Origin of the sequence: Clavibacter capsici, assembly GCF_001280205.1 — a bacterium.
Lineage (GTDB): Bacteria > Actinomycetota > Actinomycetes > Actinomycetales > Microbacteriaceae > Clavibacter > Clavibacter capsici.
The window spans coordinates 1,478,961-1,497,017 of sequence record NZ_CP012573.1; the positions used below are offsets into that span (position 1 = coordinate 1,478,961).

General features: G+C 74.8%; 14 protein-coding genes. 8 read left to right on the forward strand and 6 right to left on the reverse strand.

All coding sequences use genetic code 11. The features are described 5' to 3' along the window. Positions 1 to 69: 69 nt before the first annotated feature. The gene (locus AES38_RS06990) at positions 70 to 2,010 is read right to left on the reverse strand and encodes a phosphoenolpyruvate carboxykinase (GTP) (protein WP_053774359.1); all 1,941 of its coding nucleotides are present in this window, start codon (positions 2,008 to 2,010) and stop codon (positions 70 to 72) included. Positions 2,011 to 2,121: 111 nt separating this feature from the next. Here AES38_RS06990 and AES38_RS06995 point away from each other — a divergent pair, with 111 nt between their 5' ends. Beyond that, positions 2,122 to 3,549 carry a helix-turn-helix domain-containing protein gene (locus tag AES38_RS06995; protein WP_053774360.1) on the forward strand — a complete coding sequence of 476 codons (1,428 nt, stop codon included), beginning with the start codon at positions 2,122 to 2,124 and terminating at the stop codon, positions 3,547 to 3,549. Positions 3,550 to 3,566: 17 nt separating this feature from the next. On the opposite strand, the gene AES38_RS07000 is transcribed toward AES38_RS06995, so the two are convergent. The 4 genes from AES38_RS07000 to AES38_RS07015 are packed head-to-tail and all read right to left on the reverse strand — an operon-like array spanning position 3,567 to position 8,786. Beyond that, positions 3,567 to 5,252 carry a dipeptide ABC transporter ATP-binding protein gene (locus AES38_RS07000; RefSeq protein WP_053774361.1) on the reverse strand — a complete coding sequence of 562 codons (1,686 nt, stop codon included), beginning with the start codon at positions 5,250 to 5,252 and terminating at the stop codon, positions 3,567 to 3,569. Then, positions 5,249 to 6,109 carry an ABC transporter permease gene (locus AES38_RS07005; protein ID WP_053774362.1) on the reverse strand — a complete coding sequence of 287 codons (861 nt, stop codon included), beginning with the start codon at positions 6,107 to 6,109 and terminating at the stop codon, positions 5,249 to 5,251. The genes AES38_RS07000 and AES38_RS07005 overlap by 4 nt, the downstream gene beginning before the upstream one ends. After that, positions 6,106 to 7,143, reverse strand: a complete 1,038-nt coding sequence (locus tag AES38_RS07010; protein WP_053774363.1) for an ABC transporter permease — start codon at positions 7,141 to 7,143, stop codon at positions 6,106 to 6,108. The genes AES38_RS07005 and AES38_RS07010 overlap by 4 nt, the downstream gene beginning before the upstream one ends. Further along, positions 7,140 to 8,786, reverse strand: coding sequence for an ABC transporter substrate-binding protein (locus tag AES38_RS07015; protein WP_053774364.1), 1,647 nt, complete (start codon positions 8,784 to 8,786; stop codon positions 7,140 to 7,142). Before AES38_RS07015 ends, AES38_RS07010 begins: the two co-directional genes overlap by 4 nt. A gap of 104 nt (positions 8,787 to 8,890) precedes the next feature. On the opposite strand from AES38_RS07015, the gene AES38_RS07020 reads away from it, so the two are divergent. The 7 genes from AES38_RS07020 to ndk all read left to right on the forward strand — a co-directional run bounded on the left by AES38_RS07020 (position 8,891) and on the right by ndk (position 17,273). Beyond that, complete coding sequence (locus AES38_RS07020) at positions 8,891 to 9,499, forward strand: TetR/AcrR family transcriptional regulator (RefSeq protein ID WP_053774365.1); 609 nt, start codon at positions 8,891 to 8,893, stop codon at positions 9,497 to 9,499. Between the two features lie 207 nt (positions 9,500 to 9,706). Continuing rightward, positions 9,707 to 10,387 (forward strand): expansin EXLX1 family cellulose-binding protein, encoded by a 681-nt coding sequence (locus tag AES38_RS07025; RefSeq protein WP_053774366.1) that lies wholly within the window; start codon positions 9,707 to 9,709, stop codon positions 10,385 to 10,387. A gap of 72 nt (positions 10,388 to 10,459) precedes the next feature. Beyond that, complete coding sequence (locus AES38_RS07030) at positions 10,460 to 11,218, forward strand: class I SAM-dependent methyltransferase (RefSeq protein ID WP_053774367.1); 759 nt, start codon at positions 10,460 to 10,462, stop codon at positions 11,216 to 11,218. Positions 11,219 to 11,461: 243 nt separating this feature from the next. Beyond that, positions 11,462 to 14,782 carry an isoleucine--tRNA ligase gene (ileS, locus tag AES38_RS07035; protein ID WP_053774368.1) on the forward strand — a complete coding sequence of 1,107 codons (3,321 nt, stop codon included), beginning with the start codon at positions 11,462 to 11,464 and terminating at the stop codon, positions 14,780 to 14,782. After that, entirely contained in the window at positions 14,779 to 16,356 is a 1,578-nt protein-coding gene (locus AES38_RS07040) for a bifunctional folylpolyglutamate synthase/dihydrofolate synthase (RefSeq protein WP_053774369.1), read from the forward strand. Before ileS ends, AES38_RS07040 begins: the two co-directional genes overlap by 4 nt. Then, a complete protein-coding gene (locus AES38_RS07045) occupies positions 16,353 to 16,844 on the forward strand; it encodes a DUF4233 domain-containing protein (RefSeq protein WP_053774370.1) in 492 nt (163 codons plus the stop codon). Before AES38_RS07040 ends, AES38_RS07045 begins: the two co-directional genes overlap by 4 nt. A 9-nt stretch (positions 16,845 to 16,853) precedes the next feature. Next, complete coding sequence (gene ndk, locus AES38_RS07050; protein WP_053774371.1) at positions 16,854 to 17,273, forward strand: nucleoside-diphosphate kinase; 420 nt, start codon at positions 16,854 to 16,856, stop codon at positions 17,271 to 17,273. A gap of 61 nt (positions 17,274 to 17,334) precedes the next feature. Here ndk and AES38_RS07055 read toward each other — a convergent pair whose 3' ends face one another. Beyond that, positions 17,335 to 17,943 carry a vitamin K epoxide reductase family protein gene (locus AES38_RS07055; protein WP_053774372.1) on the reverse strand — a complete coding sequence of 203 codons (609 nt, stop codon included), beginning with the start codon at positions 17,941 to 17,943 and terminating at the stop codon, positions 17,335 to 17,337. Positions 17,944 to 18,057 lie beyond the last annotated feature (114 nt).

The following is an 18,057-nucleotide window of genomic DNA, read 5'->3' on the forward strand; positions in this document are numbered from 1 at the left end:
CAGGCTAGCGGATGGGGGCGCGGCGACCGGATGCGGGGGCGGGCGGCCCCGCGCATCCGGCCGGCGCGGCTAGGCGTGCACGCCGCGGTCGGCCTCGCGGAACGCCCGCCGCATCGCGTGGAGGCGGGCCGTGAGCTCCGCGGGGACGCGTCCGCCGAAGCGGGCGAAGTGCGCGTCCACCGCGTCGAGCTCCTCGAGCCAGAGCGCGGGATCCAGCGCCAGCAGCTCCTCGAGCGCGCCGTCCGCGAGGTCGAGACCGGCCACGTCGAGGTCCTCGGGCCGCGGCAGGCCGCCGACCGGGGACGGGCGGACGTCGACGCGGTCCTCCACGCGGCGCACGATCCACTCCAGCACGCGCGCGTTCTCGCCGAAGCCCGGCCAGAGGAAGGAGCCGTCCTCGCCCCGGCGGAACCAGTTGACCTGGAAGATCCGCGGGGCCCCGTCGCCGAGGCCGCGCCCGACCTCGAGCCAGTGCCGCCAGTGGTCCGCCATGTCGTAGCCGACGAAGGGCTGCATCGCGAACGGGTCGTGGCGGAGCTCGCCGACCCGGCCCTCGGCGGCGGCGGTGCGCTCGGAGGCCATGGTCGCGCCGACGAACACGCCGTGCTCCCAGTCGTCCGCCTCGGCCACGAGCGGCACGTTGGTGGCGCGTCGGCCGCCGAGGAGGATCGCGTCGACCACCACGCCGTCGGGGTCGTCCCAGCCGTCCGCGAGGGTCGGGCACTGCTCGATCCCCACGGTGAAGCGCGCGTTGGGGTGCGCGGCGGGCGTCCCGGACGCGGGCGACCACGGCTTCCCCTGCCAGTCGACGAGGCCCGCGGGCGGCGTGGGCGTCATGCCCTCCCACCACACGTCGCCGTCGGGGCGCAGCGCGACGTTCGTGTAGATCGCGTTGCCCCAGATGGTCGACATCGCGACGGGGTTCGTGGCCTCGCCCGTGCCGGGCGCGACGCCGAAGAGGCCGCGCTCGGGGTTCACGGCGCGGAGCCGTCCCTGCACGTCGGGGCGCAGCCAGGCGATGTCGTCGCCGAGCGTCTCGACCGTCCAGCCGGGGATGGTCGGCGTCAGCATGGCGAGGTTCGTCTTGCCGCACGCCGAGGGGAACGCCGCCGCGACGTGGAAGCGGCGGCCCTCGGGGCTCGTGACCCGGATGAGGAGCATGTGCTCGGCGAGCCAGCCCTCGTCGCGCGCCATGGCGGAGGCGATGCGGAGCGAGAAGCACTTCTTGCCGAGGAGCGCGTTGCCGCCGTAGCCCGAGCCGAACGAGATGATCTCGCGGTCCTCCGGGAAGTGGCAGATGCGCTTGTCGGGGTTGTGCGGCCACGGCACGTCGGCGGATCGGCGTCCCGCGTCGTCGACGAGCGGGGCGCCCAGGCCGTGGAGCGCGCGGACCCACGTCGTGTCCGGGCCGATGAGGCGGAGCGCGTCGTCGCCCATGCGGGTCATCAGCGCCATGCTCGCCACCACGTAGGGGCTGTCCGTGATCTGCACGCCGAGCTGCGAGATCGCGCCGCCGAGCGGTCCCATGGAGAAGGGGACGACGTAGAGGGTGCGGCCGCGCATGGATCCGGCGAAGAGGCCCCGGAGCTCGGCGCGCGTCTCGACGGGGTCGCGCCAGTTGTTCGTGGGGCCGGCGTCCGCCTCGTCCGCGGAGCAGATGAAGGTGCGGTCCTCGACGCGGGCGACGTCGTCCGGGTCGCTGCGGGCGAGGAAGCTGTGCGGTCGCCATTCCGGGTTGAGGCGGATGAGCGTGCCGGCGTCGACCATCTGCCGGGTGATGCGGTCGTACTCGGCGACGCTGCCCGTGCACCACACCACCCGGTCGGGGAGGGTGAGACGCGCGACGTCGGCGACCCAGCGGGCGATGCGCGGGTCCCGGCAGGCGTCGGGCGCCTCGGCGCCGGGCGGGAGGGGGACGGCGTCCGGCGCGGCGCCCCGGGGTGCGGTGGCGTCGGCGCGGCGGATCGGGCCTGCGGCGGTGAGCGGGGGTGCGTCCTGGATGGTGGTCATGTCGGTCCGTCCTCGTCAATCGGTCTGTTGTTCCAGCCTGAGACGCGTCAGGATGGGCTTCGAGGATCCGTCTCCGTGAAGAAGCGGGGATGTTCACGGAGAGGTGAAGGAATGGACCAGCTCGTCATCGGCCGTCGCATCCGGCACGCGCGGAAGGGCGCCGGGCTCACGCTCCAGGCGCTGGGGGAGCGGGCGGGGATCCTGCCGAGCCAGCTGAGCATGATCGAGAACGGCCGGCGCGAGACGCGGCTGTCGACCCTCGGCCGGATCGCCGCCGCGCTGGGCGTGGACGTCACGCACCTGCTCGCGGCCGACGCGCCGGACGCCCGCTCGGCCCTGGAGATCGAGCTCGACCGGGCGCAGCGCTCCTCGCTCTACGGGTCGCTCGGGCTGCCAGCCGTCCCCGCGAGCCGGGCGCTGCCCCAGGAGACGCTCGAGGCGCTCGTCGGGCTGCACCGGGAGCTGGCGCGGCGTGCCCGCGAGTCCATCGCGACGCCCGAGGAGGCCCGGCGCGCGAACACCGAGCAGCGGCTCATGATGCGCGAGCGCGACAACCACATCCCCGCGATCGAGGAGCTGGCCGAGCGGATGCTCGCCGACGTCGGCCATCGCAGCGGCGCGCTCTCGCACCGCAGCGTCAGCCGGATGGCGGAGGGCCTCGGCTTCGAGCTCATCTACGTCGACGACCTGCCGCGCTCGACGCGGTCGGTCACCGACCTCGGCGAGGGGCGGATCTACCTGCCGCCCGCGTCGATCCCCGGCGGCCACGGCCTCCGCTCGATGGCCCTGCAGGCGATGGCGCACCGCGTGCTCGGGCACGAGGAGCCCGCGAGCTACGCCGACTTCCTGCGGCAGCGGCTGGAGATCAACTACTTCGCGGCCGCGTGCCTCATGCCGCTCACGCAGTCGGTCGAGTTCCTCGCGGAGGCGAAGGCGCGCCGCGACCTCGCGGTGGAGGACTTCCGCGACGCGTTCGGCGTGACGCACGAGGCGGCGGCGCTCCGGCTCACGAACATCAGCACGACGCACCTCGACCTCCGCGTGCACTTCCTCCGCGTCGGCGGCGACGGCGCGGTCTACAAGGCGTACGAGAACGACGGCCTGCCGCTGCCGGTGGACGTCACGGGCGCCGTCGAGGGGCAGCCGGTCTGCCGCGAGTGGGCGGCGCGCGGCGCGTTCGACCGCACGAACCGCACGACCGAGTTCCACCAGTACACGGACACGCCCGCGGGGACGTTCTGGTGCTCGACGCAGACGGGATCCACGACCGAGGGCGAGTACTCGATCTCGTTCGGCGTGCCGTTCGCGCACGCGAAGTGGTTCCGGGGACGCGAGACGACGGCGCGCAGCGTGTCGCGGTGCCCGGACGAGTCGTGCTGCCGGCGCGCGGATCCCGAGGACGCGGGCCGGTGGCGCGACCGGGCCTGGCCGAGCGCCCGGCTGCACGCGCACATCCTCGCGCCCCTGCCGCGCGGGTCGTTCCCCGGGGTGGACGACCGCGAGCTGTACGCGTTCCTCGACCGGCACGCCGGGGTCTGACGCGCGGGCCGGACGGGTCAGCGGGGGGCGGCGCCCGGATCCAGCCGGGGCACGGCGGCGAGGAGCGCGCGGGTGACGGGATGCGCCGGGCGGGCGAGCACGTCGGCGGCGGATCCGCGCTCGACGATCCGCCCGTCGGACATGACGGCGACCTCGTCGCTCATGTGCCCGACGACGCCGAGGTCGTGCGAGATGAGCAGGAGGCCGAGGCCGAGCCGCCGCTGCAGCTCGTCGAGGAGGTCGAGCACCTGGGCCTGGACCGCGATGTCGAGCGCGGAGACGGGCTCGTCGCAGATCAGCACGTCGGGGCGGGCCGCGAGGGCGCGCGCGATGGCGACCCGCTGGCGCTGCCCGCCCGAGAGCCGCGCGGGGCGGCGGGGCAGCAGCGCGGGGTCGAGGCCCACCTGCGCGAGGAGCGTGGCGGGGGAGTCGACGGCCTCCGCACCGGAGCGGCCCGCGACCGCGAGGGCGTCGCGCAGGATCCGGTCGACGGTCCAGCGCGGGTCGAAGGACGCGAGCGGGTCCTGGTAGACGGCGCCGACGCGGGGGCGCCGGGATCGGCGCGCCCGCTCGGGGATCCCGCTCCAGGCCTCGCCGTCGAGCGTCACCTCGCCTGCGTCGGGCTGCTCCAGCGCGAGCAGCAGGCGGGCGACCGTCGTCTTGCCCGAGCCGGACCCGCCGACGAGGCCGAGGGTGCGGCCGCGGCGCACCTCGAGGGACACGTCGTCGACGGCCGTGCGGAGGGATCCGCCGGGGCCCGGAAAGGCGCGGCGGAGCCCCGTGGCGCGGAGGACGACGGGGTGGACGGTTGGCGACGGGGACGCCGCGGCCGGCTCGACCGGCGTGCGCGCAGCCTCGAGGCGTGCCGCCGAGAGCGGCACGCCGCGCGGCACACCCGTGGGCACGGCGGCCACGAGGGCGCGTGTGCGCCGATGGGCGGGCGAACGGAGGACGTCCGCGACCGGGCCCTCCTCCACGACGCGGCCGTCGTGCATCACGGCGACGCGGTCGGCGAGGCGCGCGACGACCGCGAGGTCGTGGCTGACGAGCAGCGTGGCCTGGCCGCGCGTGCGCAGGTCGGCGAGGAGGTCGATGATGCGGGCCTGCACGGTGGCGTCGAGCGCGGTCGTGGGCTCGTCGGCGACGAGGAGCGGCGGATCCAGCGCGAGCGCCGCCGCGAGGAGCGCGCGCTGGCGGAGCCCGCCGGACAGCTCGCCCGAACGCTGGCGGACGCGGATCGCCGGATCCGGCATCCCGACGCGCTCGAGCAGCTCGAGGACGCGCGCCTGCCGGGCCCGCGCGTCGCGCATCCCGTGCAGGCGGAGGGCGTCGCCGATCTCGCGGCCGATCGGACGCAGGGGGTCGAGCGACGACAGCGCGTCCTGCAGGACGAGCCCGACGCCGGATCCGCGGACGCGGCGCCACTCGCGCGGGCCCGCGGTGCGCAGGTCGCGGCCGGCCACCTCCAGGACGTCGGCGCGCACGTCGGCACCGGATCCGGCGAGGCCCAGCAGGCTCCGCGCGGTGACGCTCTTGCCGGACCCGGACGTGCCCACGAGCGCCAGGCACTCGCCCGGCGCGATCCGCAGGGAGACGCCGTGCACGACGCGGACGCCGCCGAAGGAGACGCGGAGGTCCTCCACGCGGAGGGCGAGGGGCGCGGGTGCCGCGTCGGGCACGCGGGGCGCGGATCCGCCGCTCACGACGCGCGCACCCGTCGCTCGAGCGCCCGGCCCAGCACGGTGGAGGCGGTCGCGGTGAGCACGATCATGAGCCCCGGCACCACCGTGAGCCACGGCGCCGAGCCGATGTACGTGCGTCCCGCGGCGAGCATGGCGCCCCACTCGGGATCCGGCGGCACCGTCCCGAGCCCGAGGTAGCTGAGCGAGGACGCCCACACGATGGCCTGGCCGACGCCGAGCGTGCCGAGCACGAAGAGCGGAGCCGCGGTGTTCGGCAGGATGTGCCGCGCGAGCACCACGAGCGGCGGGCGGCCGAGCACGGTGGCCGCCTCGACGTACGGCGAGCGCCGCACCGACATGACGCGGCCGCGGATGATGCGCGCGTAGCCGGGCGCCGCCGAGATCCCGACGGCGAGGGTGGCGCTGCCGATGCCGGGCCCGAGGATCACGATGAGGAACAGCGCGAGCAGGAGGCCCGGGAACGCGAAGACGACCTCGATGACGCGGTTGACGGCGAAGTCGGCGAGCCGGCCGAGGAGCGCGGCGGCGAGGCCGAGGACCGCGCCGAGCCCGAGGCCGATCGCGGTCGCGCTCACGCCGATGACGAGGCTGGGGCCGGCGCCGTGCACGACGCGCGTGAGCACGTCGCGACCGGACTCGTCCGTGCCGAGGAGGTGGCCGGCGCCGGGCGGACGGAAGGCCTCCGCGGGCGCGATGGCGAGCGGGTCGCCGGGCGCGAGGAGGCCGGGCGCGAGGGCGGCGGCGAGCAGCAGGGCCACCGCGAGGGCGGCACCCGCGGTGCCGGCGGCCGCGAGGATCCGGACGGGCGGCCGGGCGGGCGCGGCGGCGAGCAGCGTCTCGGCGCGGGGGTCGCTCATCGCGCGGCCGCCGCGGGGATTGCGGGGGAGGAGGGCGCGGCGGAGGGCACCGGGCCGGTGCGCGCGTCGACGAGCCGCGGATCCACCAGGCGCGCCACGAGGTCCGTCACGGCCGTGAGCACGATGTAGACCACCGCGACCACGAGCACCACGCCGACGATCACCGGCACGTCCCGGCTCGTCACCGCCGACAGCGCCGTGCGGCCGAGCCCGGGGCGCGCGAAGATCTGCTCGACCACCACGGCGCCCGAGATGAGGAAGCCGAACGCCCAGCCCGAAAGCGCGATGCCGGGGGCCGCCGCGTGCCGGAGCGCGTGTCGCAGCCGGACGCCCGCCTCGGACTCGCCGCGCGCCCGGGCGGCGAGCGCGAAGGGCGAGTCGAGCGCGTCGAGCAGGGCCTCGCGCATGATCTGGCCGAGGAAGCCGGCCAGCGGGATGGCGAGCGTGAGCACCGGCAGCACGAGGCCCGCGGGCGACGAGCCGCTGACGGCCGGAAGCCAGCCGAGGCCGGTGGAGAACACGAGGATCAGCACCACGCCGATCCAGAAGTGCGGGAGGGACGCCGCGACGATCTCGACGCCCGCCTCGATCGCTGCCGCGATGCGCCCGGCGCCCGTGGAGACGAGCGCGAGGCCGAGCGCCAGGATCCACGCGACCGCGAGCGCGAGCACCGCGAGGAGCAGCGTGCCCGGCAGCTGCCGCGCGAGGACCGCGACGACGTCCTCGCGGAGCGCGTACGAGCGGCCGAGGTCGCCCTGCGCGAGGCGGCCGAGCTGCGCGAGGTACTGCACGAGGAGCGGCTGGTCGAGCCCGTACTCGGCGCGCACCGCGGCCACCGCCTCGGGCGGCGCCTGCGAGCCGGGGCCGCCGAGGATCGCCTGGGCGGGGTCGCCCGGGATCAGCCGCACGGCGAGGAAGGTCACGGTCGCGACCGCCCAGAGGACGAGCACCGCGCCGCCGATCCGCGCCCCGACGGCCCGCAGGAGCGCGGATCGTCGGGACGGGGACGCGGACCGGGCGCGGGCCCGCGTCACCGGGCGAGCCAGGTGTCGTACAGCGTCGGGGTCGCGACCGACGGCAGGGCCCGGAGCCCCTGGACGCCGGTGCCATGCAGGAAGTGGTTCTGCTGGTCGTAGAGCGGCAGGATCCAGTACCCGGCCATCACGCGCTGCTGCACGTCGGCGTAGAGCGCCTTCCGCCGCTCCGGGTCGGTCGTGGAGCGCGCCTCGGCCAGCGCGGCGTCGATCTCCGGCACGGAGACCTTGGCGTGGTTGGCGAAGTAGCCGCTCGGCGCGGGGGTGATGCCGGACGTGTCGTAGAGGATCCGCAGCACGTCGGGCCCGGCCTTCGTGTACGGCGCGCTCACGAGCTCGTACGCGTCGTCGCCGAGCGCCTCGTACCAGGAGCCGAGGTCCATGGGCTCCAGCTGCACGTCGAAGCCCACGGCCTTGGTCGTGGCCTGGATCTGCTCGAAGAGCGACTGCTCGGCGGGGATCGACTGGTTGGTGCTCACGGGGAAGCGGAGCGTGAGGCGCTTGCCGTCCCTCGTGCGGATCCCGTCGGCGTCCTTCGCCGACCAGCCCGCCTCGTCGAGGAGGGCGGCGGCGCGGTCCGCGTCGATCGCGAAGAGGTCGGGGTCGGAGACGGCGGCAGGCTCCGTGCTCGCGAGCGGCGAGTGCGAGCGCTCGGCGGTGCCCTGGAAGAGCGCGGTGATCCCCGCGTCGACGTCGGCCGAGCGGATGAAGGCCTCCCGCACGCGCTCGTCGTCGAACGGCGCCTGGCCGGAGTTCAGCTCGATGCGGTTGGAGGCGCCCGGCCGCGGCGCGTCGAGCTCGCCGAGGGTGCCGCCGGAGGCCGCGGACGCGATCGCATCGGGCTGCGCGTTGTCGATCACGTCGACCTCGCCGCTCTGCAGCGCCGCGTAGCGGGACGCCGCGTCGGGCAGGAACCGCCAGTCGATCCGCTCGAGGTAGGCGGGGCCGCTGTGCGCGGCGTCGGCCGGCGGCGACGAGTAGGCGTCGTTGCGCACCAGCGAGATCGACTGCTGGCGGTCCCAGCGCTCGACGCTGAAGGGTCCCGTGCCGATGGGCTGGGCGCAGTTCGCGTCCGTGCCGCGGGCGATCCCGGCGGGCGACTCCATCGCGAGCCACGGCTGCGAGAGCGACTCGAGCAGCGCGCTGTCGGGCGTCGAGAGCGTGAGCTGCACGGTGTCGGCGTCGACGGCGGTCGCGTCCGTGACCGCCTGGAGCGCGAGGTACCCGGTGGAGGAGAGCGTGGCGGGATCCTGCACGTGGCGGATGTTCGCGACCACGGCGTCCGCGTCGAACGGCGTCCCGTCGGTGAAGGAGACGCCCTGCCGCAGCTCCAGCGTGAGGCCGAGGCCGTCGTCGCTCCAGGTCCAGCTGTCGGCGAGCCACGGGGTGATCCCGCCCTTCCCGTCGAGCGACACGAGCGGCTCGAGGAACTGCGACGACACGAGCGCCTGCGGGTAGTTGCCGCCGACGTGCGGGTCGAGGCACTCGGGCTCCGCGTCGCCGGACGCGTAGACGAGGGTGCCGCCGGAGACCGGCGTGGTCGACGCCTCGGGGGTGGCCTGGGTGCAGCCGGAGAGGACGAGGGCGGTCGCGGCGAGGGCGCCGAGGCCCGCGAGGGCGCGGGCGCGCGGGGTGGGGATCATGGGTGCTTCCGATGGGGGCGCCGCTCGGGCGCGGGAGCGGGTGGTTTCTGTACCGAGTCCAACAATACGCGAGGCGCGGGGCTCCGGTGCGCCAGGATGGGCCCATGACCTCCGCCCGTCCCGCCGGCCGCCCGCGCCGCTCGTCGCGCGCGACCCTGGAGGAGGCCGCGGCCGAGCTGTTCCTCGAGAACACGTACGCGGCGACCACCGTGGAGCAGATCGCGCAGCGCGCCGGGGTCAGCCGGGCCACGTTCTTCAACTACTTCGCCTCCAAGGCCGACCTCCTGTGGGCGGGCCTCGACGACGCGCTGCGCGCGTTCGGGGAGGCGCTCGCGTCGGCCGACCCGGCGCACCCCTCGGTCGACGCCGTCGTCGAGGCGCTCGTCCAGGCGGCCCGCAGCCGCGGGGAGGGCTGGCTGCCGCTCGCCCTCACCCAGCACGAGGTCATGGGCCTCGGCGCCGACGTGGCGGGGGAGGGCGTCACGCGCGCGGCGCCGCTCGTGGATCCCGTCGCCCAGGCCCTGGCGCGCGCGACCGGCCGACGCGCCTCGGCGGGTCCGGTGCGCGTCGCCGCCGCCGTCCTCGCCGCCGCCACGGCCGCGGCCGTCATGGCGTGGGCCGCCGACGGGGTCGGTCGGGGACCGCTGGAGGACGCGGTGCGCCGCGCGCTGGATCCGCTCCGGCCGGCGCTCGCGGCCATCGCCGCCGGCTGAACGTCGAGCGTCCCCGCGGCGAACGGGCGAGGGCCGTCCTCCGCGGACCTTCCGCGGCCGGCGGGAGCGGTCCTACCCTTGCCGCGCGGCCGGACCGCGCCGCGCCCTCGACCTGGGAAGAGACGCATGGAACTCGCCGCCGCACCCTCCGACCGACCCCGACCGGAAGGCAGCCGGACGCGCCCGGGCCGTGCTCGCCGCCCGCGCGTGCTCGCCGCCCTGTCCGCCCTCCTCCTCGGGACCGCGGCCCTCGCCGCGCTCGCCCCCGCCGGATCCGCGTCCGCCGTCGCCCCCGGCTCCGGCCGCGCGACCCACTACTCGCTCGGGCCGGACGGGAGCGCCACCAACGGCAACTGCTCGCTCCCCGCGATCCCTGCGGACCGCCTGTACGTCGCGGTCGGCCCCGACGACTACGCCGGCAGCGCCGCGTGCGGCACCTACCTCGACGTCACCGGCCCGCGCGGCACCGTCCGGGTCGAGGTCGCCGACCTCTGCTCCGAGTGCGCGAAGGGCCACCTCGACCTCAGCGAGGAGGCGTTCCGCGCCATCGGCGACTTCGACGCCGGCATCATCCCCGTCTCGTACGCGCCCGTCGCGGCGCCCGTCGTCCCGCCGCTCGCGTTCCGCCTCAAGGAGGGCTCGTCGGCGTACTGGGCCGCGATCCAGGTGGTCGACGCCGGGACGGAGCTGCGCTCTGTGGAGGTGCGCCTCGGCACGGCATGGGTCCCGCTGTCGCGCACGGTCTACGGCTACTGGCTCGCGTCGTCCGGCCTCGGTGCCGGTCCCTACACGGTGCGCGTGACGGACGTCACGGGTCGCACGGCGACGGTCCCGGGCATCGTCCTCGACCCGATGCGGTTGCAGCGCACCTCCGCGCGCCTCGGCTGACGGGGCCGCGCGGCGGATCCCGTCGCGGTGCGGCGCGCGGTGCGGGCGGCCCTGGGGAGCGAGGATGACCGCATGACCTCCGACGCCCCGGGCCCGCCCGACCACGCCGCCCTCGCGTCCTCCTTCGGCGCCGTCTCCGCCCAGTACGACCGCGTGCGACCCGGCTACCCGGAGGAGGCGGTGATGTGGATGCTGCCGGCCGGCGCCCGCCGCGTCGTCGACCTGGGTGCCGGCACCGGCAAGCTCACCCGCCTCCTCGCCGGCCGCGGCCTCGCCGTCACGGCCGTGGAGCCCGACTACCGGATGCGCGCCGTGCTCGCCGCGGCCCGTCCCGACGTGACGGCCCGCGCGGGCTCGGGCGAGGCGATCCCCGTGGGCGACGGCGAGGAGGACGCGGTCCTCGTCGCCCAGGCCTGGCACTGGATGGACGAGGGCGACGCGGCCCGCGAGTGCGCCCGCGTGCTGCGACCGGGCGGGCGCCTCGGCATCGTGTGGAACGTCATGGACACGGAGGTCGACTGGGTCCGCGAGCTCGACGCGCTCCTCCAGCCCGGCAGCCGGACCGCCGCCCGCGCCGTGGAGCCGGGCCCGTTCCCCGGCTTCGGCCCGGTCGAGCACGCGTCCTTCGCCCACGTCCACCGCCTCGCACCCGAGGACGTGGTCGCGCTCGCGGGATCCATCAGCCGCGTCCTCGTGCTCCCCGACGCCGAGCGCGCCCGCCTCCTGGACGACGTCCGCACGCTCCTCGCCGCGCACCCCGACACCGCGGGCCGCGACGCGCTCGACCTCCCGTACCGCGCGGACGCCTACCGCGCCCAGCTCGGCGGCTAGGCGCTGCCGGCAGCCGCCTCCCGCGCGCTAGGATCGTCAGCACAGGCGCCGATCCGGCCATCACCGGGGAGCCTTCGGAAGAAAGCCGCGGAATGCGCGGCGAGTAGAACCGAACGGGTCGGGCCCGTCATCGCCTTCGCAGAGAGTGGCCGCGCGTCGCGTGGCAAGCGGGGTGGTACCGCGCTCGGGGATCCGCACCAGGGATCCGGGCGTCCTCGCAGAGCCGACGCCCGAGGAGCCGCCATGACCTACCCCCGTCCCGTCCCCGACGACCCGAGCGCGCCCGACCAGGTCGCCGCGAGCCCGCGCTTCCCCGACGTCGAGAAGGGGATCCTCGCGTTCTGGAAGCGCGACGACACCTTCCGCGCCTCCGTCGAGCAGCGCGAGGGATGCGACGAGTGGGTCTTCTACGACGGCCCGCCCTTCGCCAACGGCCTCCCGCACTACGGGCACCTCCTCACGGGCTACGCGAAGGACGCCTTCCCGCGCTTCCAGACCATGCGCGGCAAGCAGGTCCACCGCCGCTTCGGCTGGGACACGCACGGCCTGCCCGCCGAGCTCGAGGCGATGCGCCAGCTCGGGATCACCGAGAAGAGCGAGATCGAGGAGATGGGCGTCGAGGCGTTCAACGCCGTCGCCCGCCGCTCGGTGCTCGAGTACACGGGCGAGTGGGAGGAGTACGTCACCCGCTCCGCGCGCTGGGTCGACTTCGAGGACGACTACAAGACGCTCGACGTCGACTTCATGGAGTCGGTCATCTGGGCCTTCAAGCAGCTGCACGACAAGGGCCTCGCCTACGAGGGCTTCCGCGTGCTGCCGTACTGCTGGCACGACCAGACGCCGCTGAGCAACCACGAGCTGCGGATGGACGACGACGTCTACCGCATGCGCCAGGACCAGTCGGTCACCGTCACCTTCCCGCTCGTCGGCGCGAAAGCGGAGTCGCTCGGCCTCACCGCCGTGCGCGCGCTCGCCTGGACGACCACGCCCTGGACCCTGCCCACGAACATGGCGCTCGCGGTCGGGCCGGACATCACCTACGCCGTGGTGCCCGCCGGCCCTGCGGGCACGCCCGACTCCGAGGCGCCCGACTCGCTGCCCCGGGAGTCGTCCGTGCAGCTCGCGGCCGAGGTGCTGGGATCCGAGTACCTCATCGCCCAGGACCTCGTGGGCAACTACGCCAAGGACCTCGGCTACGCGTCCGCCGACGAGGCCCGCGCCGCCGTCTCCCGCACCGTGCTCGGCCGCGAGCTCGAGGGCGTCGCCTACGACCGGCTCTGGGACTTCTACGCCGACGTCGAGCGCTTCGGCACCGAGAACGCGTGGCAGGTGCTCGTCGCGGACTACGTGACGACCACCGACGGCACCGGCATCGTCCACCAGGCCCCGGCCTACGGCGAGGAGGACCAGCAGGTCTGCGCCGCCGCGGGCATCCCGGTGATCCTCTCGCTCGACGAGGGAGGCCGCTTCGTCGACTCCGTTCCCGAGGTCGCGGGCGAGCTCTGGTCCGATGCGGGCAGGACCCTCACGCGCATGCTCAAGGCGCAGGGCCGGCTCATCCGGCAGGCGAGCTACGAGCACTCCTACCCGCACTGCTGGCGCTGCAAGAACCCGCTCATCTACAAGGCCGTCTCCAGCTGGTTCGTGCGCGTCACGGACTTCCGCGACGACATGGTGCGCCTCAACCAGGACATCACGTGGACGCCCGAGAACGTGAAGGACGGCCAGTTCGGGAAGTGGATCGCGGGCGCCCGCGACTGGTCCATCAGCCGCAACCGGTTCTGGGGCAGCCCCATCCCGGTCTGGAAGAGCGACGACCCGGCCTACCCGCGCGTCGACGTGTACGGCAGCCTCGACGAGCTCGAGGCCGACTTCGGCGTGCGCCCGACGGACCTCCACCGCCCCTTCATCGACGAGCTCACGCGCCCGAACCCCGACGACCCGACGGGGAGGAGCACCATGCGCCGCATCGAGGACGTGCTCGACGTCTGGTTCGACTCCGGATCCATGCCCTTCGCGCAGGTGCACTACCCGTTCGAGAACCGCGAGTGGTTCGACGAGCACAGCCCGGCGGACTTCATCGTCGAGTACATCGGCCAGACCCGCGGGTGGTTCTACACGCTGCACGCGCTGTCGACCGCGCTGTTCGAGCGGCCCGCGTTCTCGAGCGTCGTCAGCCACGGCATCGTCCTCGGCAACGACGGCCAGAAGATGTCGAAGTCGCTGCGCAACTACCCGGACGTCAACGAGGTCTTCGACCGCGACGGATCCGACGCCATGCGCTGGTTCCTCCTCGCGAGTCCCGTGCTGCGCGGCGGCAACCTCGTGGTCACCGAGGAGGGGATCCGCGAGGGCGTCCGCCAGGTGCTGCTCCCGCTCTGGAGCACGTGGTACTTCTTCTCGCTCTACGCCAACTCGGCCGCGCCCGGCGGCTACGAGGCGAGGCGCGACACGACGAGCGACGACGTGCTGGACCGATACGTCCTCGCCCGCACCCGCCGCCTCGTGACCGAGGTCACGGAGCACATGACGGCCCTCGACTCCACGCTCGCCGCGGCGTCCCTCCGCGACTTCGCGGACGTGCTCACCAACTGGTACGTGCGCCGCAGCCGCGACCGGTTCTGGGCGGGCGTCGACGCGCAGGCCGACGGCACGGTGCGCGGCACGCAGGCCTTCGACACGCTCTACACGGTCCTCGAGACCGTGACGCGCGTCGCGGCGCCGCTCCTGCCGCTCGTCTCGGAGCGCATCTGGAAGGACCTCACCGGCGGGCGCAGCGTCCACCTGGAGGACTGGCCGGAGCCCGACGACCTGCCCGCCGACGACCGCCTCGTCGAGGTGATGGACCGGGTCCGCCAGGTCGCCTCGACCGCGCTCTCGCTCCGCAAGCAGTCGGGCCTCCGCGTCCGTCAGCCGCTCGCGCGCCTCACGGTCGTGAGCGACGACGCCGACGGGCTCGCGCGGTTCGAGGACATCCTCCGCGACGAGCTCAACGTCAAGGACGTCTCCGTCGAGGAGCTGACCCCGTCGAGCGCGACGGATGCCGGGATCACCCGCCGCCTCACCGTCAACGCGCGCGTCGCGGGACCCCGCCTCGGCAAGGGCGTGCAGCAGGTCATCCAGGCCGCCCGCGCGGGCGACTGGACGGAGGCGGACGGCGAGGTCGTCGCGGGCGGCGTGCCGCTCGTGGCCGGCGAGTACGAGCTCGTGCTGGAGGTGGCGGGCGACCGCGCCGACCAGGCGCTCGCGCTCCTGCCGGGCGGCGGGTTCCTCCTGCTCGACACGGCCCTCACCCCCGAGCTCGAGGCCGAGGGCCTCGCGCGCGACGTCGTGCGCAACGTGCAGGACGCGCGGAAGGGCGCGGGGCTCGACGTGAGCGACCGCATCGCCCTCGTGATCCGGCTGGACGCCGCGGGCGCCGAGCAGGCCGAGCGGTTCCGGGACCTCATCGCCCGTGAGACCCTGGCGGTGGCGCTGCGGATCGACGCGGACGCCGAGGCGTCGGCGTCCGGCATCACCGTGGGCGGCGGATCCCCCCTGGAGATCGAGGTGGAGCGAGCATGAGCGACCAGCAGGGCGGACGCCCCTTCGACGACGACGAGGCGGACGACGTCCGCCGCGACGACGACTTCGAGCCGGAGACGGACGAGGGCGTGGACGCCGCGGCGCGCGCCCTCGACCCCGACGTCGACGGCCTGAGCGACGACCAGCTCTTCGCCGACGACGCCGCCGAGCTCCGCCGCGAGGCCGAGCAGTCGATCGTCGCCGGCCGCGAGGTCGACGACGAGAACTACTTCGAACGCGAGGGCGACGCCGTGTACCAGGCGCTGCTGGCCCGCGTGGGGGAGCAGGCGCCGCAGCCGCGGCTGTCCGCGACCCGCCGCGTCGTCGAGCTGCTCGGCGACCCGCAGCGCGCGTACAAGATCGTGCACGTCACCGGCACCAACGGGAAGACCTCGACGAGCCGGATGACGGAGAGCATCCTCCGCGCCGCCGGCCTCCGCACGGGCCTCTTCACGAGCCCGCACCTCGTGCGCTTCAACGAGCGCATCGTCGTCGACGGCCTGCCCATCACCGACGAGGCGCTCAGCCGCAACTGGGCCGACGTCGAGCCGTTCATCGACCTCGTGGACCAGGAGCTGGTCGCGGCGGGCGAGGCGCCCGTCACGTTCTTCGAGGCGCTCACGGTGCTCGCGTTCGCGTCGTTCGCCGACGCGCCCGTCGACGTGGCGGTGATCGAGGTGGGCATGGGCGGCGAGTGGGACTCCACCAACGTGGGCGACGGCGAGGTGGCGGTCTTCACGCCCGTCTCGCTCGACCACACGCAGCGGCTCGGATCCACCGTGGCGGAGATCGCGCGCACCAAGTCCGGCATCGTGAAGCCGGCGGCCGACGTCGTCTCCAGCGCCCAGGTGCCCGAGGTCGTCGCCGAGCTCACCCGCGCCGCCGAGCTCACCGAGTCCACGTGGTCGATGGAGGGGGAGCGGTTCCGCCTCCTCGACACCACCCTCGCGGTCGGCGGCCAGGTCATCAGCGTGCAGGGCCTCGCCGGCACCTACCGCGACGTGTTCCTGCCGCTCTTCGGCGCCCACCAGGCCCAGAACGCGGCGGTCGCGATCGCCGCGGTCGAGTCGTTCCTCGGCGGCGGCGACCACGCCATCCACGACGACGTGCTCGCGGAGGGCCTCGCCACCGCGACGAGCCCCGGCCGCCTGCAGGTCGTCGGCACCGAGCCGACCGTGCTGGTCGACGCGGCGCACAACCCGGCCGGCGCCGCGTCGCTGGCCGCCGCGCTCCCCGTCTACTTCACCTTCGACCGCGTGACCGCCGTCATCGGCGTGCTCGAGGACAAGGACGCGGAGGGCATCGTGCGCGAGCTGGAGGGCGTCGTCGACCACTTCATCGTCACGCGCTCCACGTCGGAGCGCTCGGTGGATCCCGACGAGCTGGCGCGCATCGTGGTCGGCGTCGTCGGCCGGGACCGCGTCACGGTCGAGCCCGACCTCCGCACGGCCCTCGACGACGCGCGCGACTCCGCGGGCGAGACCGAGAAGGGCGCGGCGCTCGTCACCGGCTCGATCCTCCTCGTCGGCGAGGCCATCGCGCACGCCGCCGACGAGGGCTGGAAGACCGCGTGAGCACCGACGGCAGGCCGGCCCGCACCCGGCGCCCGCGCCCGCCCCGCACCACGGTCGAGATCCTGGGATCCATCGTCATGGGCTTCCAGGTCATCGTCGTGTTCCTCGCGAGCCTCGTGGCGTTCGGCCTGGAGGCCCTGCCGCCGCTCCTCGCGCTCGGGGGCGGCGCCCTGCTCGTCGTCGCGATGCTCGCGGTCGTGGGGACGCTGCGCACGCCGCTCGGGATCCGCGCCGGCTGGGTCGTGCAGGTCCTCGTCGTCCTCACGGGCCTCGTGCTGCCCGCCATGTTCGCGGTCGGCGGGTTCTTCCTGCTGCTCTGGGTCTACGCCATGGTGCAGGGCGCCCGCATCGACCGCGAGAAGGCCGCCGCCCGCGGCGCCTGGGAGCAGGCCATGCTCGACGAGCAGCAGTCCGCGCACCCCGACGGCGCCGACGAGCGCCCCACCGACCACCGACCGACCACCGAGCCGCCGGCTCCCACCCCGTAGGAGACACCCATGACCGCTCCCGTCCAGGAGACCCTCGTCCTCGTCAAGCCCGACGGCGTCGCCCGCGGCCTCACCGGCGAGATCCTCCGCCGCATCGAGGCCAAGGGCTACCAGATCGTCGACCTGCGCATGGTGCAGGCCGAGCGCGCGCTGCTCGAGCAGCACTACGAGGAGCACCAGGGCAAGCCGTTCTACCAGCCGCTCGTCGAGTTCATGGAGTCGGGCCCGATCGTCGCCGTGCGCGTCGCCGGCAACCGCGTCATCGAGGGCTTCCGCTCGCTCGCCGGCACGACCGACCCGACCGGCGCCGCCCCCGGCACGATCCGCGGCGACCTCGGCCGCGACTGGGGCCTGGCCGTCGCGCAGAACCTCGTCCACGGCAGCGACTCGCCCGAGTCCGCCGCGCGCGAGCTCGCGCTCTGGTTCTAGGGATCGACATGGAGAGGGGCCGACCGGCGATCCGGTCGGCCCCTCTCGTCGTCCCGGCTCCTCAGCCGAGGAGCGTGGGGACGAGCGCGGGGAACGTCGCGATGATCGCCACGACGATCACGGCGTAGTTCAGCACGACGACGGCCCAGGTGTACGGCGCGACCGCGTCGGCGGCCCGGCGGACCCCGGACGGCAGCGGCAGCAGACCCGAGCGCGCCGTGGCGGACAGCGTGCCCCACCACAGCGGGATCATCGCGCTCCACACCAGCAGGCAGTACGGGCACAGCGCGCCGATGACGAAGACGCTCTGCGTGAAGAGCCACGTCACGAACACCCAGCCGCCCAGCGTGCCCAGCGCGAACAGCGTCCAGAACCAGCGCGCGAACCGCGCTCCGGCGAACAGCGCCATGCCGATCACGATCGGCACCACGAACGCGGCGACGCCGATGAGCGGGTTGGGGAAGCCGAACAGCGATCCCTGCGGCGACTCGATCACGGTCGCGCAGGAGATGAAGGGGTTCACGTCGCACGAGAGCGACGCGCCCGGGTTCTCCAGCAGGTGCAGCCGGTCGAGCACGAGCACGAACGCCCCGGACCAGCCGACGGCCCCCGTCACGACCAGCAGGACGGCCAGGGAACGGGGATGCGTGGGGGCCGGGGTCGCGGTCATGCGGTGATCATGGCAGACGGGGGAGCCCGGACCCTGACGGCCGGGTGGGCGTCGGCGTGCGATACTGGCAGGCAGGTCGACCCGCCGCGCGGGACGACCGCCATGAAGAGTCTT

Excerpts from the sequence above, each read along its gene's own strand:
- AES38_RS06990 (WP_053774359.1), bottom strand. The coding sequence starts at position 2,010 with ATGACCACCATCCAGGACGCACCCCCGCTCACCGCCGCAGGCCCGATC.
- AES38_RS06995 (WP_053774360.1), top strand. The coding sequence starts at position 2,122 with ATGGACCAGCTCGTCATCGGCCGTCGCATCCGGCACGCGCGGAAGGGC.
- AES38_RS07005 (WP_053774362.1), bottom strand. The coding sequence starts at position 6,109 with ATGAGCGACCCCCGCGCCGAGACGCTGCTCGCCGCCGCGCCCGCCCGG.
- AES38_RS07015 (WP_053774364.1), bottom strand. The coding sequence starts at position 8,786 with ATGATCCCCACCCCGCGCGCCCGCGCCCTCGCGGGCCTCGGCGCCCTC.
- AES38_RS07020 (WP_053774365.1), top strand. The coding sequence starts at position 8,891 with ATGACCTCCGCCCGTCCCGCCGGCCGCCCGCGCCGCTCGTCGCGCGCG.
- AES38_RS07030 (WP_053774367.1), top strand. The coding sequence starts at position 10,460 with ATGACCTCCGACGCCCCGGGCCCGCCCGACCACGCCGCCCTCGCGTCC.
- ileS (WP_053774368.1), top strand. The coding sequence starts at position 11,462 with ATGACCTACCCCCGTCCCGTCCCCGACGACCCGAGCGCGCCCGACCAG.
- AES38_RS07040 (WP_053774369.1), top strand. The coding sequence starts at position 14,779 with ATGAGCGACCAGCAGGGCGGACGCCCCTTCGACGACGACGAGGCGGAC.
- ndk (WP_053774371.1), top strand. The coding sequence starts at position 16,854 with ATGACCGCTCCCGTCCAGGAGACCCTCGTCCTCGTCAAGCCCGACGGC.
- AES38_RS07055 (WP_053774372.1), bottom strand. The coding sequence starts at position 17,943 with ATGACCGCGACCCCGGCCCCCACGCATCCCCGTTCCCTGGCCGTCCTG.